Source organism: Promicromonospora sp. MS192, from assembly GCF_049532985.1.
Taxonomy (GTDB): Bacteria; Actinomycetota; Actinomycetes; order Actinomycetales; family Cellulomonadaceae; genus Promicromonospora.
The window spans coordinates 5,278,618-5,303,429 of the sequence record NZ_CP186693.1 but is presented as its reverse complement, the minus strand read 5'-3'; the positions used below and the strand labels follow the sequence as shown (position 1 = coordinate 5,303,429).

At 71.9% G+C, this 24,812-nt stretch carries 24 protein-coding genes, 1 tRNA gene and 1 pseudogene; 13 read left to right on the top strand and 13 right to left on the bottom strand.

The annotated features are described in order from the left end of the window. Positions 1-81: 81 nt before the first annotated feature. Positions 82-1,242 carry a YgfZ/GcvT domain-containing protein gene (locus ACO229_RS23765; RefSeq protein ID WP_423462981.1) on the bottom strand — a complete coding sequence of 387 codons (1,161 nt, stop codon included), beginning with the start codon at positions 1,240-1,242 and terminating at the stop codon, positions 82-84. A gap of 54 nt (positions 1,243-1,296) precedes the next feature. After that, positions 1,297-1,917: an FABP family protein gene (locus ACO229_RS23760; RefSeq protein WP_397413285.1), complete on the bottom strand. Its 621-nt coding sequence runs from the start codon at positions 1,915-1,917 to the stop codon at positions 1,297-1,299. A 152-nt stretch (positions 1,918-2,069) separates the two neighbouring features. Here ACO229_RS23760 and ACO229_RS23755 point away from each other — a divergent pair, with 152 nt between their 5' ends. Continuing rightward, the gene (locus tag ACO229_RS23755) at positions 2,070-2,429 is read left to right on the top strand and encodes a DsrE family protein (RefSeq protein WP_397413284.1); all 360 of its coding nucleotides are present in this window, start codon (positions 2,070-2,072) and stop codon (positions 2,427-2,429) included. 25 nt (positions 2,430-2,454) lie between these two features. On the opposite strand, the gene ACO229_RS23750 is transcribed toward ACO229_RS23755, so the two are convergent. Then, entirely contained in the window at positions 2,455-2,898 is a 444-nt protein-coding gene (locus ACO229_RS23750; protein WP_397413283.1) for a DUF4395 domain-containing protein, read from the bottom strand. After that, entirely contained in the window at positions 2,895-3,344 is a 450-nt protein-coding gene (locus ACO229_RS23745; protein ID WP_397413282.1) for a thioredoxin family protein, read from the bottom strand. Before ACO229_RS23745 ends, ACO229_RS23750 begins: the two co-directional genes overlap by 4 nt. Positions 3,345-3,617: 273 nt before the next feature. Between ACO229_RS23745 and ACO229_RS23740 the strand changes: the two genes are divergently transcribed. After that, positions 3,618-4,223 carry a YceI family protein gene (locus ACO229_RS23740; RefSeq protein ID WP_397432237.1) on the top strand — a complete coding sequence of 202 codons (606 nt, stop codon included), beginning with the start codon at positions 3,618-3,620 and terminating at the stop codon, positions 4,221-4,223. 50 nt (positions 4,224-4,273) lie between these two features. On the opposite strand, the gene ACO229_RS23735 is transcribed toward ACO229_RS23740, so the two are convergent. Further along, a complete protein-coding gene (locus ACO229_RS23735; protein ID WP_397413280.1) occupies positions 4,274-5,020 on the bottom strand; it encodes a hypothetical protein in 747 nt (248 codons plus the stop codon). Between the two features lie 281 nt (positions 5,021-5,301). Between ACO229_RS23735 and ACO229_RS23730 the strand changes: the two are divergent. Together ACO229_RS23730 and ACO229_RS23725 are read left to right on the top strand one after the other, a co-directional pair. Next, a pseudogene (locus ACO229_RS23730) lies at positions 5,302-6,009 on the top strand (winged helix-turn-helix transcriptional regulator); the annotation flags it as partial. Positions 6,010-6,244: 235 nt separating this feature from the next. Then, positions 6,245-7,204, top strand: a complete 960-nt coding sequence (locus tag ACO229_RS23725; protein WP_397413279.1) for an alpha/beta fold hydrolase — start codon at positions 6,245-6,247, stop codon at positions 7,202-7,204. On the opposite strand, the gene nth is transcribed toward ACO229_RS23725, so the two are convergent. Continuing rightward, positions 7,185-7,964, bottom strand: a complete 780-nt coding sequence (nth, locus tag ACO229_RS23720) for an endonuclease III (RefSeq protein WP_423462980.1) — start codon at positions 7,962-7,964, stop codon at positions 7,185-7,187. The genes ACO229_RS23725 and nth overlap by 20 nt on opposite strands. A 158-nt stretch (positions 7,965-8,122) precedes the next feature. On the opposite strand from nth, the gene ACO229_RS23715 reads away from it, so the two are divergent. From ACO229_RS23715 to ACO229_RS23700, 4 genes are all read left to right on the top strand, one after another. Then, positions 8,123-9,655 carry an MmgE/PrpD family protein gene (locus tag ACO229_RS23715; RefSeq protein WP_423462979.1) on the top strand — a complete coding sequence of 511 codons (1,533 nt, stop codon included), beginning with the start codon at positions 8,123-8,125 and terminating at the stop codon, positions 9,653-9,655. Then, complete coding sequence (gene prpB, locus ACO229_RS23710; protein WP_423462978.1) at positions 9,655-10,560, top strand: methylisocitrate lyase; 906 nt, start codon at positions 9,655-9,657, stop codon at positions 10,558-10,560. Before ACO229_RS23715 ends, prpB begins: the two co-directional genes overlap by 1 nt. Positions 10,561-10,591: 31 nt before the next feature. Then, a complete protein-coding gene (locus ACO229_RS23705) occupies positions 10,592-11,707 on the top strand; it encodes a bifunctional 2-methylcitrate synthase/citrate synthase (RefSeq protein WP_397432232.1) in 1,116 nt (371 codons plus the stop codon). A gap of 243 nt (positions 11,708-11,950) precedes the next feature. Further along, on the top strand, positions 11,951-12,628 hold the full coding sequence (locus ACO229_RS23700; protein ID WP_397413274.1) for a Crp/Fnr family transcriptional regulator: 678 nt from the start codon (positions 11,951-11,953) through the stop codon (positions 12,626-12,628). A 121-nt stretch (positions 12,629-12,749) separates the two neighbouring features. On the opposite strand, the gene ACO229_RS23695 is transcribed toward ACO229_RS23700, so the two are convergent. Together ACO229_RS23695 and ACO229_RS23690 are read right to left on the bottom strand one after the other, a co-directional pair. Further along, positions 12,750-13,688 carry a metallophosphoesterase gene (locus ACO229_RS23695; RefSeq protein ID WP_423462977.1) on the bottom strand — a complete coding sequence of 313 codons (939 nt, stop codon included), beginning with the start codon at positions 13,686-13,688 and terminating at the stop codon, positions 12,750-12,752. Positions 13,689-13,693: 5 nt separating this feature from the next. Then, positions 13,694-16,069: a transglycosylase domain-containing protein gene (locus ACO229_RS23690; RefSeq protein WP_397432228.1), complete on the bottom strand. Its 2,376-nt coding sequence runs from the start codon at positions 16,067-16,069 to the stop codon at positions 13,694-13,696. Between the two features lie 108 nt (positions 16,070-16,177). Between ACO229_RS23690 and ACO229_RS23685 the strand changes: the two genes are divergently transcribed. The 5 genes from ACO229_RS23685 to ACO229_RS23665 all read left to right on the top strand — a co-directional run bounded on the left by ACO229_RS23685 (position 16,178) and on the right by ACO229_RS23665 (position 19,767). Continuing rightward, positions 16,178-16,345: a DUF4177 domain-containing protein gene (locus ACO229_RS23685; RefSeq protein ID WP_020017885.1), complete on the top strand. Its 168-nt coding sequence runs from the start codon at positions 16,178-16,180 to the stop codon at positions 16,343-16,345. Then, positions 16,342-16,809 carry a RidA family protein gene (locus tag ACO229_RS23680; RefSeq protein ID WP_397413264.1) on the top strand — a complete coding sequence of 156 codons (468 nt, stop codon included), beginning with the start codon at positions 16,342-16,344 and terminating at the stop codon, positions 16,807-16,809. Before ACO229_RS23685 ends, ACO229_RS23680 begins: the two co-directional genes overlap by 4 nt. Before the next feature lie 133 nt (positions 16,810-16,942). Continuing rightward, positions 16,943-17,019 (top strand) — tRNA-Pro (locus ACO229_RS23675). A 151-nt stretch (positions 17,020-17,170) separates the two neighbouring features. After that, positions 17,171-18,406: an NAD(P)/FAD-dependent oxidoreductase gene (locus ACO229_RS23670; RefSeq protein ID WP_423462976.1), complete on the top strand. Its 1,236-nt coding sequence runs from the start codon at positions 17,171-17,173 to the stop codon at positions 18,404-18,406. Positions 18,407-18,516: 110 nt separating this feature from the next. Beyond that, entirely contained in the window at positions 18,517-19,767 is a 1,251-nt protein-coding gene (locus ACO229_RS23665) for an ATP-binding protein (protein WP_397432224.1), read from the top strand. A gap of 59 nt (positions 19,768-19,826) precedes the next feature. On the opposite strand, the gene ACO229_RS23660 is transcribed toward ACO229_RS23665, so the two are convergent. The 5 genes from ACO229_RS23660 to ACO229_RS23640 all read right to left on the bottom strand — a co-directional run bounded on the left by ACO229_RS23660 (position 19,827) and on the right by ACO229_RS23640 (position 24,775). Then, positions 19,827-20,936: a 3-deoxy-7-phosphoheptulonate synthase gene (locus ACO229_RS23660; protein ID WP_397432222.1), complete on the bottom strand. Its 1,110-nt coding sequence runs from the start codon at positions 20,934-20,936 to the stop codon at positions 19,827-19,829. 284 nt (positions 20,937-21,220) lie between these two features. Then, the gene (locus tag ACO229_RS23655; protein WP_397413258.1) at positions 21,221-21,952 is read right to left on the bottom strand and encodes a glutamine amidotransferase; all 732 of its coding nucleotides are present in this window, start codon (positions 21,950-21,952) and stop codon (positions 21,221-21,223) included. Positions 21,953-21,971: 19 nt separating this feature from the next. Continuing rightward, on the bottom strand, positions 21,972-22,904 hold the full coding sequence (locus ACO229_RS23650; RefSeq protein ID WP_397413256.1) for a bile acid:sodium symporter family protein: 933 nt from the start codon (positions 22,902-22,904) through the stop codon (positions 21,972-21,974). A gap of 84 nt (positions 22,905-22,988) precedes the next feature. Next, positions 22,989-23,795, bottom strand: coding sequence for an ABC transporter permease (locus ACO229_RS23645; protein ID WP_397432221.1), 807 nt, complete (start codon positions 23,793-23,795; stop codon positions 22,989-22,991). Further along, on the bottom strand, positions 23,792-24,775 hold the full coding sequence (locus ACO229_RS23640; RefSeq protein WP_397432219.1) for an ABC transporter ATP-binding protein: 984 nt from the start codon (positions 24,773-24,775) through the stop codon (positions 23,792-23,794). Before ACO229_RS23640 ends, ACO229_RS23645 begins: the two co-directional genes overlap by 4 nt. Between the last annotated feature and the right edge of the window lie 37 nt (positions 24,776-24,812).

Below are 24,812 nucleotides of genomic sequence, written 5' to 3'. Positions count from 1 at the left end.
TGACATCAGTTGAGTGCGGGATCTTCGCCCTTTTCTGTGTGCCAGAAGGGCGAAGATCCCGCACTCAACGGGGGCCGGTGGTCAGAGGAGGCTGGAGGGGGCGCGGAGGCCCGGGGTCAGGGGGCCGTGCGCCTCCGGGCGGTCGGGCGACAGGCCGTCGCCCGGGACGATCGTCTCCTGGGCCGCCGTCACCTCGATCGGCTGGCCGGAGACCTCGCCGGCGACCACCAGCTCCGCCTCCTCCGGGACGTTCCGCTTGAGCACCGCGAGGCCGATGGGGCCCAGCTCGTGGTGCCGCGCCATCGAGGTGAGCGTCCCGACCACCTTGCCCGCCCCGCCGTCCGACGCCGGCAGGCGCACCTCGGCGCCCGGCTCCGGGAGCAGGTGCTGCGACCCGTCGAGGTGCAGCATCACGAGGCGGCGCGGCGGCCGGCCCAGGTTGTGCACGCGTGCGACGGTCTCCTGCCCGCGGTAGCAGCCCTTGTTGATGTGCACGGCGGTGCGCAGCCAGTCCAGCTCGTGCGGGATGGTGCGGCCGTCGACCTCGCGCGCGAGCCGCGGGCGCCAGGCCTCGACCCGGAGGGCCTCGGTGGCCCAGGTACCGACGAGCGGCCAGCCCGCCGCCTCCCGCGCCGCGACCTCGGACTCCAGGTCCGCGCGCGGCACGAGCACGAGGCGCCAGGGACGGTCCGCGCCCGGGTGCGCGGTCTCGGCCGGGCCGTAGCGCGTTCCGCCGCCGACCACGTGCGGCCAGGCGTCGTGCCACGTCAGGGGCTCACCCTCGGCGCCCTCGGCGGCCACCGGCTCGCCGATCGCCGCCCACTCGCCGGTCACGTCCGCGACCTCGACGCGCAGCGTGAACCGCATACGGTCCAGCCAGGCGGTCAGGCCCGGCGCCGACGCGCGCTCGGTGACGAGCCACGTGGCCTCGCCGTCGTCCACCACGCCAGCCGCGTGCTCGACGTGGCCCTGCGGCGACAGGACGAGCAGCTCGGTGCTGGTCCGGGGCAGCAGGCCCTCGAGCTGCTGCGAGGTGATCGAGTGCAGCCAGCTCAGGCGGTCCGGGCCGGCGACGCGCACGACGCCGAGGTGCGACTGGTCGACCACGGCGCCCCCGCGGGACAGCGCACGCTGCTCGGCGGTCGGGTCGCCGTAGTGCCAGGCGACGCCCGCGTCCGGCCCGGCCGCGGCGACCGCGCCGTGCCGGCTCAACAGGGGGCTCTGGTAGTCCGTGCTGTCCATGCTCACCTCAGGTGCAGCGTCGTGGGCGGGCGAGTCATTCCCGCCCGCGGGTACCTACTGGCGGTCCAGCTCCGCGGAGGCGTAGGAGCGCAGCGGCTCACCGAACGCGGCGAGCTCCTCGACCCACAGCAGCCGGCCCTGCACCAGGCCGTACAGCCGCTTCGACGCGCGCACCTCGGCCGCCGTCGACGTCCGCGCGATCGCGTCCGACGCCAGGTCGATCCGGCCGTTGCCCGCGGCGCCGACATAGACGGTGATGCGCCCGGAGGCGTCGGCGACGAGCACCTCGAGCGCGTGCTTGTCGTCCTCGATCCCGTCCGGCCGGTCGGTGGAGACCCGCCAGTAGCCGGTCTCGGTGGACCAGACGGTGCCCGCCTCGCCGACCTCGGCCGCCTCGGGGGCCTGGGCGGTCTCGGACGCCTCGGTCGGGTCCGGCACGGGGGCCGGCCACTCGCCGTCGGCCGGCAGGGCGTCCGGCACGGCGCCGTCGAGCACGCGCAGCGTGGACTCGAACCGCAGGTAGGGGCCGCCGTCGTGGTCGAAGACGAGGTCCTGCACGAAGGTCTTCTTGCCGACGGTCGGGTACTCGATCACACCCTCGCCGCGCCACCGGCCGACCAGCCAGGCCAGCGGGTACACCTCGGGCGACAGACCGTCCGGGAACGTGAACGTCATCAGCGCTGGCCGGTGTACAGCTTGTAGACGACGTAGCCGGCGAACCAGGCGACCGCCACGGCGACCGCGACGATGAGGCCGGTGAAGATGATCTCGAGGGCATGGATCGACATGTTCTTGATCCTAACCGGCCACGGCTTACAGTCGGCGGCATGCGCCAGCTCGTGATCAAGACCACTGCAGGCCTGGACCGGCCCGAGGCCACCAACCAGGCATTCACCGTCGCCGCCGCCGCGGTCGCGTCCGGGGCCGAGGTGAGCCTCTGGCTCACCGGGGAGTCGGCCTGGTTCGCGCTGCCCGGGCGCGCGGCGGACCTCGCGCTCGATCACGCGACGCCGCTGCCCGACCTGCTGGACGTGATCCTGGCCGCGGGTACCGTCACCCTCTGCACCCAGTGCGCGGCGCGCCGCGACATCACCGAGGCCGACGTGCTGCCCGGCGTCCGCATCGCGGGCTCCGCCCTGTTCACGGAGGAGATCCTCCGTGACGGCGCCCAGGCGCTCGTCTACTGACGGTGCCCGGGCGCCGAGCCCAGGATCACGCCCGGACGAGGCCCGACCGGCGCATCAGCAGGTAGAGCTCGCAGCCCAGGCACAGGCCGATGACGGCGTTGAGCGCGGCGGCGACGAAGGCCACGGCCGCCGCGATCGGCACGGCGGGAAGCACCCCGAACGCGCCGAGGATCACGCCGACCGCGGTGACGAAGAGGCCGATGCCCTGCGCGAACCGCGGCGGGCGCCGGTCCTCCATCTCCGCGGGCGGCCCCAGGCGCGGGCGGACGAACCGCTTGTAGACGAAGCCCTGCCACGTGCCCTCGGCCCCGCGCAGCGTGCCGAGCAGGAAGCTCAGCATGATGAACACGAGCAGCCACAGCCCGGCCGGGCTCGCACCGAGCAGCACCACCGCGGCCAGCAGCACCGCGGTGATGCTGGCCCCCACGCGCGGCCCGCGCGGATCGATCATTCCCTTGCTCATGGTCATGACTGCCCTTCTCCGTCAGCTTCGGCCACCGCGGCCGGGACCCGGTTGAGCGCCTGCCGGGCCTGGGTGTCGGACACGACGCCGCTCATCCGGGCCACCTCGCGGCCTCCGCCGTCGACCACGAGGACCGTCGGGGTGCGGAGCACACCGAGGGTGCGCACGAGGTCGAGGTGGTCGTCCACCAGCACCTCACGATGGCCGACGCCGGAACCCGCCCCGGTCAGACCGCCCAGGACACGGGCGGTGGACCGGCACGCGGCACACACCTCGGCCGAGAACTGCACGAAGGTCACGCGGTCCTCGAGCGCGATCCCGGAGGCCGCCCAGTCGATCCCGGCCGGCGTCTCCCGGGGAGCGCGCACGGCACCCTGACGTGCCGACCACCACACTCCGAGCGCCGCGGTGCCCAGCACGAGCACGACCAGCGCAATCACCTGTCCCAGCATTTAACCCACGATGCCGTGACTTGCTCGTCCAGACAAGTCTGCGCCTGTGATGACGCCCGTCACAGTGCGGTCGATCCGTCTTCTCGCGCACCCGCCCACGTGCTTTCCTTGACCGGACCCCCTGCCGCACCTGGATTTCGTGTGCCGAAATATCACCCAACACCCTGACGTCGCGGTGGTAACGTGCATGCATCCGCATATATGGGAGAAAATGCTACGATGGAAGTTTTGCCAACTCGCACCTGGAATGGAATTACCATCCCAGCGGCCGGGGTGTACGCACTCGACCAGAACCACAAGCGGCTCGGCTTCCTCGCCATGCACATGATGGTCAGCCCGGTGCGGGGTGAGTTCGCCGAGGGCGAGGCCACCGTCGAGGTCGGAGAGGACCCGCTGGCGTCCCGCGTGACCTGCACCATCCAGGCGGAATCGATCGACACCCATGTGGCGGACCGGGACACCCACCTGAAGAGCGCGGACTTCCTGGACGTCGAGAACCACCCGACCATCGAGTTCCACAGCACCGGCTTCCGCATGCAGGCCGAGGTCGACCCGATCTTCTCCTGGGCCCGCCTCAAGGCCGGCACCGTGGGCCGTCGCCCCCACGACCCGCTGCAGCCCGACGGCTCGTTCACCAAGTTCCTGATGGACGGCCAGCTCACCGTGCGCGGCGTCACGCGCCCGGTCACGCTCGACTGCGAGTTCGGCGGCGTGGGCCACGACCCCTACGGGCAGGACATCTTCGGCTTCCACGGGAGCTGCGAGATCGAGCGCGAGGAGTGGGGGCTCCTCTGGAACGTCGCTCTGGAGGCCGGCGGCGTCCTGGTCGCCAAGAAGGTCCGGATCGAGATCGCCGGCGAGATGATCCGCCAGTCCTGACCGGGGCGCGCCCACCCTGTCCCGCCCTGTCCGACGGCGCCGTGGTCACCTCACAGGATGACCATGCGCCCCACGACGAACACCAGGATCCCGCACACCACCACGGGCAGCGCGCTCGCCGAGATCCCGGCCAGCCGTGCACCGCGGGCAGGCAGGCGCTCCAGCAGCAGGTGCAGCGCCCCGACGGTGAGCCCCGCGACGAGGCCGCACCACAGCCCGCTCACGGTGTCGATGTTCGGCAGCAGGGTCCCGGCCGCGCCACCCACGAGCACGGCGGCGACGGCGGAGATCGCCAGCGCCACCCAGCCCCGCACGGGCAGCGCGGACACGGCGGCGGCCACCGCCAGCGCGACCGCGCTCGTCACCACCAGCGCGGCCCCGGCGTCCGACCGGGCGGCCGCGATCCAGCCGGAGGCCGCGATCGCGGCCACCACCCCCGCCACGGTGCCCGAGACGGACTCCGTGAGCTGGGGCCTGCCGTCGCGGCGCAGCATCTGCGCCACGAACGCGAGCACGACCGCACCGGCCAGCACCGTCGGCAGGTGCCGCAGCACGGGCTCGCCCGGCGTCACGTAGGTGACGGCCGCGCCGCCGATGCCGCAGAGCGCCACGACCACGCGGGTGCTTCCCGGCGCGGGCAGCCGCAGCAACGAGGGCCAGCCCAGCGCCACGAGGACCACCAGGACCACGACGGCGGCCGCGAGGGGCAACGGCCGGGGCTGTACGTAGGACGCGGCGGCGACGAGGGCCGCGAGCGCGGCGGTCGTCACGGCCCGGGTGGAGACGGACACGACCATGAGTTTTCCAGAGTCTGTGCCCGTTCCCTCAATTTCGGTCGCCCGAACCCGCCGGGCCGCCAGTTACCGGGCCTGCGGGAGGCCGGCAACACCCGCGTCATGCGAGCGTCACGGGTCCTGACCAGCATGGTGGTGGCCAGGAAAAGGACGTGTAACATGCACGCAACAAGCAACAGGGCAGACTTCCGCAGAGCCAGTTGGACGCGACGGGACGTCTCGCTACCCGCGGGACCCGAGCCAGGGACGGTTGCAAGGCGCCGGTTCCGAGAGGAGGTGCGTCAATGGCAGAGCTGTTGATCCTCACGCCCGTCACCGGCGGGTCGGCCGAGGTACTGCCCGCACTGGGGCTGCTGTCGCATCGGGTGCGGGTGCTCCCGATGGAGCCGTCGGCGCTGGTCGACGCCCCGGATGCGGACGTCGTCCTGCTCGACGCCCGGCGGGACCTGGTCGCCGCCCGGACCACGTGCCGGCTGCTGCACGCGACGGGTCTCACGGTGCCGCTCGTGCTGATCCTCACCGAGGGCGGCCTCACGGTCGTGACCCACGAGTGGGGCGCCGACGACCTGCTGCTGGAGTCCGCGTCGCCCGCCGAGGTCGAGGCCCGCCTGCGCCTCGTCGTGGAGCGTTCCGCGCGCGGCCCCGCCGAGGAGTCCCAGCAGGAGATCTCCGCGGGCGAGCTCGCGATCGACGCGGGCGGGTACACGGCACGGCTGCGCGGCCGCCCGATCGACCTGACCTACAAGGAGTTCGAGCTCCTCAAGTACCTGGTGCAGCACCCCGGCCGCGTGTTCACGCGCGCCCAGCTGCTGCAGGAGGTCTGGGGCTACGACTACTACGGCGGCACCCGTACCGTGGACGTCCACGTGCGGCGCCTGCGCGCCAAGCTCGGGCCGGAGCACGAGCAGCTCATCGGCACGGTGCGCAACGTCGGCTACCGCTTCGACCCGCCCAAGGAGCAGCGCGCGAACGAGGAGCTCGCCGAGCCGGCGCGGCCCGAGGCCGGCACGGTCCCGGGCACCGACGCCGGCGCCGGGACGACGTCCGCCACCCCGGCCCCCGGCCCGAGAGCCACGGACGACCCGAGCGCGGGTTCGACGGGACGCCGGGTCGCGCAGACCGGCCCCTGAGGGCCGGCTGACACGCCGGGACGCCGAGCACATGGTCCGCGGGAACCTGCGCCGGGGTGCCGCGCGGACCGGGGACCGAGCGCGTAGGTTCGTACCCGTGACCGCACTCTCGGCCCGGCCGGCCGTACGCACGGCAGCCACCAGCGACTACACGTGCGCGCTGGTCGACGGCCCGTGGCAGCACGAGTTCGTCTCGTCCGGCGGCTCCCGGTTCCACGTGGCTGTCGCCGGGCCGGACCACCGCACGGCGCCCCTGGTGCTCCTGCTGCACGGGTACCCCCAGTTCTGGTGGGCCTGGCGCGCCCAGATCCCCGCCCTGGCCGATGCCGGCTACCGCGTCGCCGCGATGGACGTGCGCGGCGCGGGCGCCTCGGACAAGCCGCCGTCGGGCTACGGGATGCCGCCGCGCGCGGCGGACGTCGCCGGCGTCATCCGCTCGCTCGGCCGTGAGCGGGCGGTGGTCGTGGGCCACGGCACGGGTGGTGCGCTCGCCTGGGCCGTGGCCGCCCTGCACCCCGGCACGACGTCGGCCGTCGCGGTGCTGGCGAGCCCCCACCCCGCCCGTGTGCGGCTGCGCAGCCGGGCGGCGTACACCACGGCGGCCCTCCGCGAGCTGGCGTACCTGCAGGTGCCCACGCTGCCGGAGCGGGCACTGACCCGGGGCGACCTGGTGGAGCGCACCCTCGCGCTCGGCGCGGCCACACCGCTGCCGGACGACGTCGTCGACCGGTACCGGAACGCCATGCGCATCCCGTTCGCCGCTCACTCGGCCGCCGAGGCGATGCGGTGGGCCGTGCGGTCGACGCCCCGGATGGACGGCCGGCGCTTCGGTGTCGCGCTCCGCCGGCCGCTCGACGTGCCCGCCCTGCAGCTCCAGGGCGGACGCGACGGCTTCGTCCGCCCCGAGCGGGCCGACCTCGACGCGCTCGCCTTCGCCCGTGACCTGCGCTTCGAGCTGATCCCGGACGCCGGCCACTTTCTCCCCGAGGAGGCGCCGGACCGGGTCAGCGGGATCCTGCTGGACTGGCTGGCCCGCGTCAGCCCTGTGCCGGTGTAGCGCGCTTCGGCGCCGCCACGACGAGCGGCAGGCCCGCCGACGCCGGGCGCTCCGGCGCGGGCCGCACCAGGGCGGCGGCCTTGTCGGGGTCCGTCTCCCCCGCCCCGTACGACGGGCACAGGTGCGCGATGCTGCACGCCCCGCACGCCGGCGTGCGGGCCAGGCAGACGCGCCGGCCGTGCCACACGAGGTGGTGGCTGAGCATGGTCCAGTCCTTCTTGGGGAACAGCTCCCCGACCTCGGCCTCGACCTTGACCGGGTCCTCCTCCGTGGTGAAGCCCAGGCGCCGGGCCAGCCTGCCGAAGTGGGTGTCCACGGTGATCCCGGGGACCCCGAAGGCGTTGCCGAGCACCACGTTCGCCGTCTTGCGGCCCACGCCGGGCAGGGTCACCAGGTCCTTCAGGCGGCCGGGGACCTCGCCGTCGAACCGTTCGACGAGCGCCTTGCCCAGGCCGATCACGGCCCGCGACTTGGCCCGGAAGAAGCCGAGCGGGCGCAGGATCTCCTCGAGCTCCTCCGGGTTCGCCTCCGCGTACGCCCGGGCGTCGGGGTACATGACGAAGAGCTCCGGCGTGGTCTGGTTGACCCGGACGTCGGTGGTCTGGGCGCTGAGCACGGTCGCGACCAGCAGCTCCAGCGGCGTGGTGAAGTCGAGCTCCGCCCGGGCGTCCGGGTAGGTCTCCCCCAGCACGCGGTTGATGCGCCGGGCCCGGCGCACGAGCGCCAGCCTGCTCTCGGGCTCGTTCCTGGTGGTGGTCACGTCGTCACACTAGCGACCGCCACTGACACCGTCCGGTGGGAATCGGCCGCCGCGCTCGCCCCCGGCGGATGGCCACGTGTACCTAGGACGCGGAGTATGAGAAGGTCAAGGGCGCCCCGGACCTCACGACGGTCCCTGTGAATCGAGGAAGAGTCACCATGCCGTACACGCACCACCTGCGCGTCTACCCGTCCGCCGAGCCGCTCGAGCGCACCGACCAGCTCGCCTGGAAGCTCGCGGAGCTCGCCACCGACACCGTCGAGCCCACGGCCGAGGTCACCGACATGGTGATCAACCGCGTGATCGACAACGCCGCGGTCGCGGCGGCCAGCCTCACGCGCGGCCCCGCCGTCGCGGCCCGGTCGCAGGCCCAGGCGCACCCGTACACGCCCGGCTCCACGGTCTTCGGCCTGGCCCCGGAGGCCACGAGCAGCCCCGAGTGGGCGGCATGGGCCAACGGCGTCGCCGTCCGCGAGCTCGACTTCCACGACACCTTCCTCGCCGCCGAGTACTCCCACCCGGGCGACAACATCCCGCCGGTCCTGGCCGTGGCCCAGCACGCGGGCCGCACCGGCGCCGAGCTGGTCCGGGGCATCGTGACCGGCTACGAGATCCAGGTGGACCTGGTCCGCGCGATCAGCCTGCACAAGCACAAGATCGACCACGTGGCGCACCTCGGCCCGTCGGCGGCGGCCGGCATCGGCACACTGCTGGGGCTGGACACCGAGACGGTGTTCCAGGCGATCGGCCAGGCCCTGCACACCACCACCGCCACGCGGCAGAGCCGCAAGGGCCAGATCTCCACGTGGAAGGCGCACGCGCCGGCCTTCGCGGGCAAGCTCGCGGTCGAGGCCGTGGACCGCGCGATGCGCGGTCAGACCTCCCCCGAGCCCATCTACGAGGGCGAGGACGGCGTGGTCGCCTGGCTCCTGGACGGGCCGGACGCCGCCTACGACGTGGTGCTGCCCGCGCCCGGCGAGCCGCGCACCGGCATCCTCGACACGTACACCAAGGAGCACTCCGCGGAGTACCAGGCGCAGGCGATCATCGACATGGCCCGTGCCCTGGGCGCCGAGCGCCCGGAGCTGCGCGACCCCGCGAACATCGCCTCGATCGTCCTGCACACCAGCCACCACACCCACCACGTGATCGGCTCGGGCGCGAACGACCCGCAGAAGTACGACCCGACCGCGTCGCGAGAGACGCTCGACCACTCGGTGCCGTACATCTTCACCGTCGCGCTGCAGGACGGCGGCTGGCACCACGTGGACTCCTACGCCCCGTCACGGGCCCAGCGCCCGGACACCGTGGAGCTGTGGCGCAAGGTCACCACCGCCGAGGACCCGGAGTGGACACGTCGCTACCACTCGGCCGACCCCGCGGAGAAGGCGTTCGGGGGCCGCGTCGAGATCGCGCTGACCTCGGGTGAGGTGGTCACGCGCGAGATCGCCGTCGCCGACGCCCACCCGCTGGGCGCCCGCCCGTTCGCCCGGGCGAACTACGTGGCCAAGTTCCGCACGCTGGCCGCGGGCGTCCTGACCGACGCCGAGATCGACCGCTTCCTCGGCCTGGCCGAGCGGCTGCCCGAGCTCACGCCCGCCGAGGTCCGCGAGCTCACGATCGTCGCCGCCCCCGGCGTCCTGGACGCCGTCGCGGCCCCGACGGGCCTGTTCGAGCTGGGGCGTGCCTGATGCTCTACTCCCACCTCACCCCGGCCGCGAAGCGCCGCGCCTTCCGCGAGGCCCTCGCCGGCCCGGAGATCCTGCGCCTGCCGGGCGCCTTCAACCCCCTGAGCGCCACGCTCATCCAGGACAAGGGGTTCGACGGCGTCTACGTCTCCGGTGCGGTCCTCTCCGCCGACCTGGGCCTGCCCGACATCGGTCTCACCACCCTCACCGAGGTGGCCGGCCGCGCCGCGCAGATCGCCCGCGTCACCGACCTGCCCGTGCTGGCCGACGCCGACACCGGGTTCGGCGAGCCCATGAACGTGGCCCGCACGGTCCAGACCATGGAGGACGCCGGGGTGGTCGGCATCCACATCGAGGACCAGGTCAACCCCAAGCGGTGCGGTCACCTCGACGGCAAGGAGGTGGTCGGGCTCGGCGACGCCGTCCGGCGCATCCGGGCCGCCGTCGACGGCCGCCGCGACCCCGACTTCCTGATCATGGCGCGCACCGACGTGCGCGGCACGGAACCGGGCGAGCGCGGGCTCCGGCTCGCGATCGACCGCGCCAAGGCCCTGGTCGACGCCGGGGCGGACGCGATCTTCCCCGAGGCGATGAAGGATCTCGCGGAGTTCGAGGCCGTCGCCTCGGCCCTCGACGTGCCGGTGCTGGCCAACATGACGGAGTTCGGCAAGTCCGAGCTCTTCACCACGCAGCAGCTCCAGGACGCCGGCGCCCGGCTCGTCATCTACCCCGTCACCCTGCTCCGCATCGCGATGGGCGCCGCCGAGCGCGCGCTGGACCAGATCGCGGCGTCGGGCACGCAGGCGGACCTGGTGCCGCAGATGCAGACCCGCGCGCGGCTCTACGAGCTGAACGACTACGCCGCCTACAACCACTTCGACTCGAACGTCTTCACCTACCAGCCCTGACCTCGTCATGCCAGGACACGAAGGAGTGCCAATGCCTGAGACCACCGAGATCCGGAAGGGTCTGGCCGGCGTCGTCGCCGACACGTCGGCTATCTCGAAGGTCAACCCGGAGACCAACTCGCTGCTGTACCGGGGCTACCCCGTGCAGGAGCTGGCCGCGAAGAAGTCCTTCGAGGAGGTCGCCTACCTGCTGTGGCACGGCGAGCTGCCGACGGCCGCGCAGCTCGCCGAGCAGACCGCCGTCGAGCGGGTGCACCGCGAGCTGCCGGACAACATCCGGGACGCGATCCTGGAGCTGCCCACCGACTGCCACCCCATGGACGTGTGCCGCACCGCGGTGTCGATCCTGGGCGCCCACGACCCGCAGGCCGAGGACTCCTCGCCCGAGGCGGAGCTCGCCAAGGCGCTGCGGCTGTGGGCGGTCCTGCCCGCCGTCGTCGCCCTCGACCAGCGCCGCCGCCGGGGCCAGGAGATCGTGCACCCCCGCGAGGACCTGGGCTACTCCGCCAACTTCCTGTGGATGACGTTCGGCGAGGAGAAGGAACCTGCCGTCGTGCAGGCCTTCGAGGCGTCGATGGTGCTCTACGCGGAGCACTCGTTCAACGCGTCCACGTTCACCGCGCGCGTCATCACCTCGACGCTCGCCGACCTGCACTCGGCCGTGACGGGCGCCATCGGCGCCCTCAAGGGCCCGCTGCACGGCGGCGCGAACGAGGCCGTGCAGGCCACGTTCGAGGAGATCGGCTCGGCGGACCGGGCGGAGGCGTGGCTCGAGGACGCGCTGGCGAACAAGAAGAAGATCATGGGGTTCGGCCACCGGGTCTACAAGAACGGCGACTCCCGCGTGCCGACCATGCGCGCCGTGCTCGGTGACCTCGCCGAGCACTACGGCGACACCGAGGTGATCGCCCTGTACGACACGCTCGAGAACGCCATGGTCAGCCGCAAGAACATCAAGCCGAACCTGGACTACCCCGCCGGGCCGGCGTACCACCTGATCGGGTTCGACACGAACATCTTCACCCCGCTGTTCGTGGCCTCCCGGATCACCGGGTGGACGGCGCACGTCATGGAGCAGCGGGCCGCGAACTCGCTGATCCGGCCGGTGTGCGAGTACGTCGGACCGGAGCAGCGCGAGGTTCCCTGAACCGTCAGGTAGGGCGCCCGTTCCGTACTCCCAGGTGACACCCCTAGGATTATTGGACGGGCGTCCTACTTCGCACTGGGCAAAAGCCGACATCCCGCACGAGGCGGACGATCGCGTCGGGCCTGCACGCCACGCGGACGCCACGAGAGAGACCGATGACCCGGCAATCTCGTGACATTGAGGCAGACTGAGAGGTGGAAAAGACTGATGGACGAAAGTCCCCGACACGTGAGGACACCACTGGTGGACGACGAAGTCGTACTCTCTGCCCCCCTCTTCGCGGACATGGAAGGCGATGAGACACGCGCGCTCTTCGAGTCCATGGTGCCCGTGGAGCTGGTCCGGGGTGACGTGCTCTTCCGCGAGGGCGAACCGGGCGACCGCCTGTACGTCATCGCGCAGGGCAAGATCAAGCTGGGGCGCCGGTCGAGCGACGGCCGCGAGAACCTGCTGTCGATCCTCGGCCCGGGCGAGATGTTCGGTGAGCTGTCCCTGTTCGACCCGGGCCCCCGCACGGCGTCGGCGTCCTCCGTGTCGGACTCCGTGGTCTACGAGCTGCGGCACGAGTCCCTCGTGCGGTGGATCGCGGACCACCCCGGTGTCGCCACCCAGCTCCTGGGTGCGCTGGCACGCCGGCTGCGCCGCACCAACGAGACGCTGGCGGACCTCGTCTTCTCCGACGTCCCGGGCCGCGTGGCCAAGGCGCTGCTCGACCTCTCGACCCGCTTCGGCGAGCCCAACGACGACGGCATCCGCGTGGCGCACGACCTCACGCAGGAGGAGCTGGCACAGCTCGTCGGCGCCTCGCGCGAGACCGTGAACAAGGCGCTGGCCGACTTCGCGACCCGCGGCTGGGTCCGGCGCGAGGGGCGGGCTGTGGTGCTGCTGGACCTTGACCGGCTGGAGCGGCGGGCGCGCTGATCTGACGGAGCCCGTGATCGGCAAAAGGTCAGGTGGTCGGCAACTCGGGTTGCCGACCACCTGACCTTTTGCCGATCACGGACCTCCGACGGACGGTCACCGCGTAAGAAAGGGACGCTGTTCACACACCCCGCGCCGTCAGCGTCATCAGCGTCGCCTCCGGCCGGCACGCGAACCGCACCTGGGCGTACGGGGACGTCCCGGCTCCCGCCGAGACGTGCAGCCACGTCGAGTCCTCGCCGCCCTCGCGGTCGGGGCGCGGCCCCGGCCAGCCGTGCAGGCCCGAGGCCCGACCGCGGTCCAGGTCGCAGTTCGTCACGAGCGCGCCGTAGTACGGCAGGCAGAGCTGCCCGCCGTGCGTGTGCCCCGCGATGATCGCGTCCACGCCGTCGTCCTTGAGCTGGTTCAGCACGCGCTGGTAGGGCGCGTGCACGACGCCGAGGCGCAGCACCGCGTCCTCCTCGCCCGGCACGCGGCCGGGCTCCGGCATGACGTCGCGGTCGAGGTGCGGGTCGTCCATCCCCACCAGCCCCACGGTGCGCCCGTCGCGCAGCTCGACGAGACCGCGACCGTTGTCGAGGTCTACCCAGCCGGCCTCCGTGAACGCCTTGGCGAGCGAACCGGAAGGGAGCTCCACCTTGTCGTCACGGTCCACCCGGGCGTCCCGGAGCAGGTACCGGGCCGGGTTCTTGAACGTCGGCGCGTAGTAGTCGTTCGACCCCATGACGAACGCGCCCGGCACGTCCATCAGCCGGCCCAGGACGTCGAGCAGCGGCGCCAGCGCCTGCGGGTGCCCGAAGTTGTCGCCCGTGTTGATGACGAGGTCGGGTTCGAGCTCGGCGAGCGACCGCACCCACGCCTGCTTGGTGTGCTGGCTCGGCGTGAGGTGCAGGTCGGACACCTGCAGCACCCGGATCGGCCGCTGCCCCGGCGGCAGCAGCGGCACCGTCACCCGGCGCACGCGGAACAGCTTGGTCTCCAGGTGCGCATAGGCCAACCCGGCGACGGCGAGGCCCCCGGCGATCCCGAGCGCCTTGCCGACGTTACCCAGCGTGCCCATCCGGATCAGTCGTCCCCGCCGCGGTCGCCGCCGCCCGGACCGCCCGGGCCACCGCCCGGACCGCCGGTGTCGCCTCCGCCGTCGCCGGAGTCGCCGCCGTCGGAGTCACCACCACCGCCGTCGGAGTCACCACCGTCGTCGCTCTTGTCCGGCTTCGGGGCAGCCGGCTTCTTGCCCACGAGGTTCGGGTCGGCTGCGGGGAACGGCGTCGTCGGCAGGCCCACCATGGCCTGGTCCATGTACCGGCGCCACGTGGGCGCCGCGGCGGTTCCGCCGTACAGCGGGCCCACCTTGGCCGAGGCGTTGTACCAGGTGGTCGACGGCAGGATGACGTTCATGTGCTCGACCTCGCCGCTGGCCTCACCCACCCACACGGAGGTGGACAGCTCGGGCGTGTACCCGGTGAACCAGCTCTGGGTGGCGCCGTTGGTGGTACCGGTCTTGCCCGCCACCTGCCGACCGTCGGCGAGACCGGGCGCGATCGACCAGGCCGTGCCCCACGGGCTCGTGCTGAAGACCTTGGTCATGGCGTAGGCCACCGTGTTGGCGACATTCGGCTCCAGGGTCTGCTTGCAGTTGGCCGACGGCACCTTCATCTTCTTGCCCTCGTGGTCCTTGACCTCGAGGATCGCGATGGGCTCGCAGTAGGTCCCGCCCGAGGCGAAGGTGGCGTAGGCGGCGGCCTGGTTGAGCGGCGTCGAGGCCTGGGTACCGAGCGTCATCGACGGGAAGACGTCGATGTCCTTCTGCTGCGGCTCGTCGATCGTCCGGAACGTGCCCTCACCCTCGTAGGTCAGGCCCGACGTCATCGGCCGGAAACCGACGTCCCACGCCGTCTTCTGGAGGTCGCACAGGTTGATCTGCTGCGACATGCGCGCGTAGACGGTGTTCAGCGACTGGAACGTGCCCTGGAGCACGCTGATGTTGCCGGACGTCGAGCCCTCCACGTTACCCACCTCCCACTGCGTGTGGGGGAGGTTGGCCACGCAGCCGTCGGCCGTGAACTCCGTCTGGTACGGCGCGTAGGGGCCGGCGCTCACCGAGTCGTAGAGCTGATGTCCGCTGCGCAGCCACTCGGCCAGCACGAACGGCTTGAAGTTCGACCCCACCGGAAAACCGCGCGAGTTGCCGTGGTTGTAGTCCGCCGAGTAGTTCTGCGCGGTCGTACCCGCCGCGGGGTTCGACGTCGCGTCGTACGGGACGTTCTGCGCCATGGCCCGGATCTCGCCGGTACCCGGCACCACGGACGTCACGGCCGCCTCCAGCCCGTACGCGTTGTCCCCCGGCACACCCTCGACCACGGTCTTCTCGGCCGCCCGCTGCATCTTCATGTCGAGCGTCGTCACGATCCGCAGGCCGCCGCGGTAGAGCAGGTCGTAGCGGTCCTCGCGGGTCTTCCCGAACTCGGGGCTCGCCATGACCTCCTTGATGACGTAGTCGCAGAAGAACGCCGCGCCCTGCGCCGCGTCGCAGCCCACCTCGAGGGGCTGGACGTCGAGGGTGTCGGCCAGCGGCGTCGCCATCGCCTCGTCGCGCTCGTCGGTCGTGATGTAGCCGAGCTGCCACATCTTGCCGATCACCAGGTTGCGGCGGACCTCCGCCTCCTCCGGGTTGGCGACCGGGTCGAACGCGCTCGGCGACTTGGTGATGCCGGCGATGGTGGCCGCCTCGACCACCGACAGCTTGCTCGACGACTTGTTGAAGTAGTACTGCGCCGCCGTCTCGACGCCGTAGACGCTGCGGCCGAACTGCGCGATGTTGAGGTAGCCCTGGAGGATCTCGTCCTTGGACATCTTCTTCTCGAGCGCGATCGCCAGCTTGGCCTCGCGGAGCTTGCGCGTCAGCGAGCTCTCGCTCGCCTCCAGGACGCCGAACGCGTCGTTGTCGCGCACCGCCTCCTCGATGAGCACGTTCTTCACGTACTGCTGCGTGAGCGTCGAGGCACCCTGTGTGTCGCCCCCGCCGAAGTTCTGCACCGCGGCGCGCGAGATGCCCTCGGGGTCCACTCCGCCGTGCGTGTAGAAGCGCTCGTCCTCGATGGCGATGACGGCGTGCTTCATGTTGTCGGCCACCTTGTCGAGCGGCACGACGATGCGGTTCTGGGCGTAGAACGTGGCCAGCTTGGTCTTGTTGTCGCTCGCGTAGATCACGGACTGCTCGGACAGCGGCCCGGGGACCATCTCGTCCGGCACCTCGTTGAACACCTCGACGCCCGTGTCCACCGCGGTGTCCACGCCCGAGGCGAGCGGGATCACCAGACCGGCAGCGATCACACCGCCGGCACCGGCGGTGAGCACGAAGGCGAGGAGGAGTCCGATGAGCTGGGCCGCTGGGATGGTCCGAGTGATCCGGCGCGGCTCGCGAGGGTTAGCCATGGCCATGCGCCCAGGTTACGGGGTGTCCCTGACAGGGCACGCCGAAAGGGGCGGCCCGCGGTGTGCAGGTCTCGTGCGGAATCGCCGGGGCCCGGAGCGGGCTAACATCACGGCATGGCAACGAAGTGGGAGTACGCGACGATCCCCCTCCTCATTCACAACACCAAGGCGATCCTCGACCAGTGGGGCTCGGACGGCTGGGAGCTCGTGCAGGTGGTCCCCGGACCCGACGGCACCGGGCTCGTCGCCTACCTGAAGCGGCCCACGGGCGGTGACGCATGAGCCACGAGCAGCGCCTCGCCGAGCTGGGCATCACGCTCCCCGAGGTCGCGGCCCCGGTCGCGGCCTACGTGCCGGCCGTACAGACGGGCCGCCACGTCTACACCTCCGGCCAGCTCCCCTTCACCGCGGGCACCCTGGCCGCCACCGGCAAGGTGGGCGAGGGCGAGGGCCTGGTCTCCCCCGACGACGCCGCGGGCTACGCCCGCATCTGCGCCCTCAACGCGCTGGCCGCCGTCCGGTCGGTCACCGGCTCCCTCGACGCCGTCTCCCGGATCGTCAAGGTCGTCGGCTTCGTCGCGAGCGACCCGTCGTTCACCGGACAGCCCGGTGTGATCAACGGCGCCTCCACGGTGCTCGGCGAGATCTTCGGCGACGCCGGCCTGCACGCGCGCTCCGCCGTCGGCGTGGCGGTCCTTCCGCTGGACGCGCCGGTCGAGGTGGAGCTCGTCGTCGAGCTGGTCTGATGCCCGCAGGCGTGGCCCGGAACGGGAGTGATCGGACCCACTCCGCATTCGGTTTCCGTTCCGGGCCATGCGTCGGCTATTCTGAGCAGGCTTCCGCGGACGGGCTTCGTGCCTGACGTGCGGTGGGCTCCATCGGGGTGTGGCGCAGCTTGGTAGCGCGCTTCGTTCGGGACGAAGAGGTCGCAGGTTCAAATCCTGTCACCCCGACCATGTGAAAGGCCCTCTGACCAGCAGAAATGCTGAGTCGGAGGGCCTTTCGCCATCTCCCGGGACCGGTGCCGCGGGCCGCCCGGGGGACACACCCGCATCTCCCGGCCCCCGGTGCAAGACTGGAGCCCACACCCTGTTCCGGGAGGCACTGATGGATCCGTTCGTTCTGGTCGGCGGCGGCCTGACCACTGCCCGCGCCGCGGAGGTACTGCGCGCCGAGGGATACGACGGCGACCTGGTGGTCGTCACCACCGAGCCCCACCACCCCTACGAGCGCCCGCCGCTGAGCAAGGACTACCTGCGCGGCGAGGCGGAGCGCGACGCCGTCTTCCCGCTGGAGGAGGCCTGGTACGACGAGCACGGCGTCGACGTCCGCACGGGCGAGACCGCCGTGGGCCTCGACCCCGCGAGCCGCACCCTCACCCTGTCCGACGGCGCCACCCTCACCTTCGCGAAGGCCCTCCTCGCCCCGGGGTCGACGCCGCGCACGCTGAGCGTGCCGGGGAGCGATCTCGCCGGCGTGCACTACCTGCGCACGATCGACGACTCCGACCGCATCTCCGCCCAGCTGCTGGAGGCCTCGCTGGAGGGCGTGGGCCGGCTCGTCGTGATCGGCGACGGGTGGATCGGGCTGGAGGTGGCAGCGTCCGCGCGGACCCTCGGCCTGGACGTCACCGTCGTGGGCCGGGGCACACACCCGCTCGGCCGGGTGCTGGGCACCGAGATGAGCGACTTCTACGCTGGCGTCCACACCGAGCACGGCGTCCGGTTGCAGCGCGGTGTGTCCGTCACCGGCCTGCGGGGCGCCGACGGCCGCGTGACCGGCGTCGACCTCTCCGACGGCACCCACCTGGGCGCGGACGTCGTCGTGGTCGGCGTGGGCGTCACGCCGAACATCGGGCTGGCCGAGGCTGCGGGCCTGGATCTGCGGGACGCCGCGCTCGGCGGCGGGGTCGCCGTGGACGGCACGCTGGCCACCTCCCACCCCGACGTCTTCGCCGGCGGCGACATCGCGAGCATCCCGTCGCCGCACTACGGGCGCCCGCTGCGCGTGGAGCACTGGGCGATCGCCCAGGAGACCGGCACCCATGCCGGCAAGGCGATGCTCGGTGCCGCCGACCCGTACGACAAGCTGCCGTACTTCTACAGCGACCAGTACGACGTCGGCATGGAGTACACCGGCTGGGTGGACGTCCGGGCCGGGTACGACGACGTGGTGGTCTCCGGGGACGCCGGCAAGCGCGAGTTCGTGGCGTTCTGGCGCGTCGACGGCCAGGTCGTCGCGGGCATGGCCGTCAACGTCTGGGAGCAGATGGAGCGCGTGGAAGAGCTGATCCGGTCCGGCCGCAAGGTGCCGACGACGGAGCTGGAGGGCTTCGTCGGCTGAGATGGGGGCGTGGAACCTTCTGCGATCACTAGCGCAGCAACCCTGCAAACGCGAGCGCAGCAACCCTGCTAACGCGAGCGTAGAATCCCTGCTAACGCTAGTGTAGATCCGTGGCAATCTACGAACGGCGGCTCTTGGACGAGCGGCTCGATGACCGCCAGCCTCGCTTGCGCGCCATCGCGCTGCAGGGTCCCAAGGGAGTTGGGAAGACGGCGACCGCGACCGAGCGCGCACGGACGGTGCTCTCGCTCCAGCGGGCAGAGATTCGCGAGCAGTTCACCGCAGACCCGGACGTCTTCCGCACTTTGCCCGGCCCCGTGCTGATCGACGAGTGGCAGCGATGGCCAGAGTCGTGGGATCGCGTGCGGGAGGCGGTCGACGACGGTATTCCGCACGGACATGTGATCCTCGCGGGAAGCTCGGCCCCGCGAGGAGCGACAGTCCACTCGGGGGCGGGCCGGATCGTTCCATTCAGAATGCGCCCGCTGAGCTTCGAGGAACGCCAGGTCGAACAGCCGCACGTGAGCCTTGCCGCGTTGCTCACGGGCGAGAAGCCCGAGGTCAGCGCATCGACTGACGTCACGCTCTCTGACTACGTCGAGGAGATCGTCGCGTCAGGCCTGCCCGGGATCCGGCCTGAGGACTCAGAAAGTCGCCTGGACCTGCTGGACGCCTACGTGGACAACATCGTCCAGCGCGAGTTTCCCGAGCAGGGGTACGCAGTGCGGAGACCGGACACACTCCGCCGTTGGCTCACCGCGTACGCGGCCGCGACCTCGACGACGACCAGCTACAACCGCATCATCGACGCGGCTACGCCCGGCGAGTCGGACAAGCCAGCGCTGTCGACGACCATCACGTACCGGGACGCGCTCACGGGACTGTGGCTCCTGGACGCGCTGCCAGCCTGGTCTCCCAGCCGCAACTCCTTCGACAGGCTCGTCACCTCACCCAAGCACCAGCTCGCTGACCCCGCTCTCGCCGCGCGGCTCCTCGGCGCCACCCAGGACTCGCTGCGACTCGGTCGGCACAGCGCGCTCCTCGGGCCGCTCTTCGAGCACCTCGTGGCGCTGAGCGTCCAGACGTATGCCGACATCAACCGTGCGCGGACTTATCACCTCCGCACCCGCAACGGCGATCACGAGGTCGACCTGGTCGTCGAACGCCGGGACGGCGCCGTCGTCGCTCTAGAGACCAAGCTGGCCGCGAGCGTGAGCGATGCCGACGTCAAACACCTGCACTGGCTCCGGGAGCGCATCGGCGACGAGCTCCTGGACGCCGCGGTCATCACGACCGGCGGGCACGCCTACCGACGTCGCGACGGGATCGCGGTGGTGCCGCTGTCCTTGCTCGGCCACTGACGGCAGTATCGGTGTGCCCTGACTCGGCAGAACGAGCACGCCGAGTCAGGGCACCGAGCTCAGCCCCGCCGCTCCCGCACGGCCTTCGCCAGCTCCCGCAGCAGGTCCTCGGTGGTGTCCCAGTCCATGCACTTGTCCGTGACCGACTGGCCGTAGGTGAGCTCGGACAGCGGGCCGGGCTTCTGCGCCCCGGCCACCAGGAAGCTCTCCATCATGAGGCCGGTGATGCCGTGCTCGCCGTCGGCGATGCGGTTGGCGATCTCGTGCACCACGCCCGCCTGGCGCACGTGGTCCTTGCCCGAGTTGCCGTGGCTCGCGTCGACGATCACGCCGTTCTCGACGGCGCCGCCCAGCCCGGAGGTGCGGGCCACGCGCAGCGCGGCGGCGACGTCCTCCGGCGAGTAGTTGGGGCCGGAGCGACCGCCGCGCAGGATGACGTGGCAGTCGGGGTTGCCGGTGGTCTCGACGGCGGCGGCACGGCCCTCGCCGTCGGCCCCGAAGAAGGTGTGCTCGCTGGCGGCGGTGATGCAGCCGTCCACGGCGATCTGCACGTCGCCGTCGGTCGCGTTCTTGAACCCGACCGGCATGGACAGGCCCGAGGCGAGCTGGCGGTGCACCTGCGACTCCGCGTTGCGCGCGCCGATGGCGCCCCAGGTGACGGCGTCGGCGATGTACTGCGGGCTGGTCGGCTCCAGGAACTCGGCGGCGGCGGGGACGCCGGCGTCGAGCACGCCGAGCAGCACCTCGCGGGCCAGGCTCAGGCCGTGCCGCACGTCGTGCGTGCCGTCCAGGTGCGGGTCGTTGATGAGGCCCTTCCAGCCCACCGTGGTGCGCGGCTTCTCGAAGTACACCCGCATGACCACGACCAGGTCGTCGGACAGCTCGCGCCGGAGCGTGGCGAGCCGGGAGGCGTACTCCAGCGCGGCGGCCGGGTCGTGCACGGAGCACGGGCCGACGATCGTCAGCAGGCGGTCGTCCTCGCCGGTCAGCACGTCACGCACCTCACGGCGCGAGGTGGTGACGAGGTCGCTGCGGGCGGTACCGAGCGGCATCGACGCCAGCAGGGCGTTCGGCGCGGGCAGCGGGTCGAGGGCGCGGATGCGCAGGTCGGAGGTGCGGGTACCGAGGTCGGTCGCCTCGGTGCTGGGTTCCGCGGGGGTGATGCTCATCGGGATCGGGGCTCCAAGTTGGCGGGGATCTGGTTCGAGGAACCGGACGGCCCGCCACCGACTCCTGGTCCGGAGCGGCCCGTCTGGTAAAGACGAAGGGCCTGGACGCGATCGGCGTCCCAGGCCCTGGCTCCGGGTGGAAAGTTGGTCAGGCGCGCGCCCGCCGGGCTCCACCAGGAGCCGACGTAAAGCGCCAATACCAACGGATGTCCACGGCGAAAACGGTAGCCGCACCCCCGGCGGCTGTCCACCGGTTCCCACGATGCGGTCGATCACAGTCGCCGCTACCGGGCGTAACGCTCCACGAAGGCCCGCAGCACGCGCATCGGCTCGGTGACCGGCACGGAGGCGCACCGCTCCCGGACGAGCTCCGCCTCCGCCGGCGGGAAGTACCCGTAGTCCCGGTACACCGCGATGCGCTGCTCGATGCCCGGGACGTCGAGCTCCGGGTGGAACTGGGTGGCGTAGAGGTTCTGCTTGATCCGGAACATCTGCACCGGGCACCCCGCCGAGGAGGCGAGCAGCACGGCGTGGTCCGGCAGCTTGCGGACGGCCTCCTTGTGCCCCACGTACGCGGCGAAGGCCTGCGGCATGTCCGCGAGCAGCGGGTCCGACGCCGCCTCCGGCGTCAGCTCCACCGTCACCGGCCCCACGGGCTCCGCGTACGTCGCGTCGATCACCGCGCCCTGGTGCGCGCCCAGCGTGCCGACGCCGTAGCACGCGCCGAGGAACGGGAAGTCGCGCGCCACGATCTGGTCGAGCAGCCCGCCGAGCTCCGCCTCCACGCGGCGCTGCGTGGCGCTCTTGCGCTCCGGTGCCTCCGAGGAGTTGAACGGGCCCCCGCCCACCAGCACGCCGGAGTAGTCGTCCAGGTCCACCGGCGGCAGCGGGTCGCGCTCGAGGCGGACGCGGTGGAGCTGCTCCGGGGCGAGGCCCCCGTACCGCAGGAACGCCTCGTGCTCACCGTCCGCGGCGAGGTCTTCCGCACGCGTCGCGAGCAGCAGGAACGGCTTCATGACATGAGGGTAGGGGAGATCAGCGGGTCGTGGAGCGGCGCGCCCACCAGGTCGCGAGGGCGGCACCGGAGAGGTTGTGCCAGACCGAGAACAGCGCGGCGGGCAGGGCCGCGGCGGGGGTGAAGTGGGTCGCCGCCAGGCTCGCCGCGAGGCCCGAGTTCTGCATGCCCACCTCGATGCTCACCGCCCGGCGCGCGGGGCGGTCCAGCCGGGCCGCGACGGCGGTGCCGTAGCCGAGCAGCAGCCCCAGGAGGTTGTGCGTGATCACGGCGAGCGCCAGCAGCAGCCCGGTCGACAGCACGGTCCCGGCGTTGGCGGCCACCACGCCGAGCACCACCAGGACGATGCCGCCCACGGACACCAGGGGCAGGAACGGCAGCACCCGCTCGACGAACCGTCCGGCGACGGCGCGCACCACGAGGCCGGCCAGCACGGGCACGAGCACCACCTGGACGATCGAGCCGAACAGGTCGGCGAACCCGACGTCGAGGCTCTCGTCGGCCAGCCACAGGATGAGCAGCGGGGTGAGGAACGGCGCGAGCAGGGTGGAGATCGCCGTCATGGTCACCGACAGGGCGGTGTCGCCCTTGCCGAGGTAGACGATCACGTTGGAGGCGGTGCCACCGGGTGCGGCCCCGACCAGGATCATGCCGAGCAGGGCCATGCCGGTCAGCCCGTACAGCCCGCTCACGCCCCAGGCGAGGAGCGGCATGATGACGAACTGCGCGAGGACGCCGATGAGCACCGCCCACGGGCGCCGGGCCACGAGGGCGAAGTCGCTCCCCCGCAGGGTGAGCCCCATGCCGAACATCACGATCCCGAGGAACAGGGGGATGTGCGCCGCGAGCGGCGCGAGCTGGGCCGGCGCGAGCAGCCCGGCGATCCCGCCGATCAGCACCAGTACCGCGAACCAGCGTCCGGCCAGATCGGCGATCGTGCGCAGCGTCCTCATCGTGTGTCCCCCTCGGCGTCGGCATCGGCCGGGGGTCACCGTAGACCCGGCCCTGCGCTGGGCAGGGCCGGGTCCGAGGAGTGGTCAGGTCCAGCGGAAGAGCTTCACGCCGAGCGGGAAGAGCACCACGGTCCACGCGAGGAGCACGAGCACCTGGGCGAGCGGGAAGCCCTCGTTGCCGAACCAGCCGACGGTGAGGCCCTGGGCGGCCGCACCGAGCGGCAGGTAGAGGCCGATCCGTTCCATCCAGTCGGGCATGACCGACAGGGGCACCCACACCCCGGAGAACATCAGGGACGGGAAGTAGATCAGCATCCCCAGGCCGGACGCGGTGGTGCCCTTCTCGGCCCGTGCCGCCACGAGCAGGCCGAGGGAGAACATCGCGGTCGTGGACAGCACGAGCACCAGCAGCACGGTCAGCGGGTCGGCCGCGAACGGCACGCCCAGCACCAGCATGGCGCCGACGACGGCCGCGCTCGCCGACACGATCAGTGCGAGCACGTTGATCACCATGTGCGCGCCGATCAGGTTCTGCGGGGGCATCGGCGTGGTCGACAAGCGCTTGAGGATGCCCTTCTCCCGGAAGGTGGCGAACTGCACCGGCATGGTCGTCAGCGCGATGGTGCCCACGGCGAGGGCGATGACGGTGGGCAGGTAGCTGGTCACGCCGGGTGCCTCGTTCCAGGGCGGCGGCGCGTCGGTCATCGGCTCCGCGAAGGCCGGGATGGCCAGACCGAGGCCGAGCAGGAGCATGGTGGGGAACACGAGCGCGAAGAAGACCGCGGTCGGGTCCCGCAGCCACACCTTGAGCTCGGTGGCGAGCAGGGTTCGGAAACCGCGGGCGCGGCGCCTGCCGACCCGGGTGGTCGTGGTGGGTTCGACGACGGTCACGCCGCCACCTCCTCGTTCTCCTCCGGGCGGTACTGACGCCCGGTGACCTGCACGAACACATCTTCCAGAGTGCGCTCGACGGTCCGCACGTCGTCGGGGACGACGTCGGCGGCAGCGAGCGCCTGCACCACCGCGAACAGCACCTTGCGGGTGCCGGTCACCTCGATCTCGACCCCGGCGGACGTGGCACCGGCGACGTCGTCGTCACGCTCCGACAGCGCGGTGAGGAGCTGGAGCGCGCGGGCGCGGGCGGCGTCGTCGGCGAACCGGAGGCGGACGCCCCGGTGGCCCTCCAGGCCCTCGATCAGGGCGGACGGCGCGCCCTGCGCGACGACGCGGCCGCCGTCGATGACGACGAGCCGGTCGCACAGCCGCTCGGCCTCCTCCATGAAATGGGTGACCAGCAGGACGGTGACCCCGGAGTCGCGGACCCGCTCGACCAGGTCCCAGGTCGCGCGGCGAGCGGCGGGGTCGAGCCCGGTGGTGAGCTCGTCGAGGATGGCCACCTGCGGGCGGCCGACGAGCGCGAGCGCGATCGAGAGACGCTGCTTCTGCCCGCCGGAGAGCTTGCCGAACTGCTGGTCCCGCTGGGCGGTCAGGTCGAGGAGGTCCAGGAGCTCGGCGGGGTCGGCGGACCGGGCGTAGAACCCACCGAAGACGTCGAGCGCCTCCCCCACCGTGATCTTGTCGTGCAGGGCGGCCTCCTGGAGCTGCACGCCCACGTGCTCGCGCACCGACATCGGGTCGGCCTGGGGGTCGTGCCCCAGCACCCGCACGGTGCCGCCGTCCGCGTGCCGCAGGCCCGCGACACACTCGACGGTGGTGGTCTTGCCGGCCCCGTTGGGGCCGAGGATCCCGAAGATCTCGCCGCGCTCGACCTGGAAGCTCACGTCGGCGACGGCGGTCTTGGGTGGTGCGGCGCGCCCGGCGCCGGGATAGGTCTTGCGCAGGTTGCGGACATCGACGACTGGGGACGTCATGGTCGCTCCTTCGAGGCTCAGGGGGACGAGCAGGGCA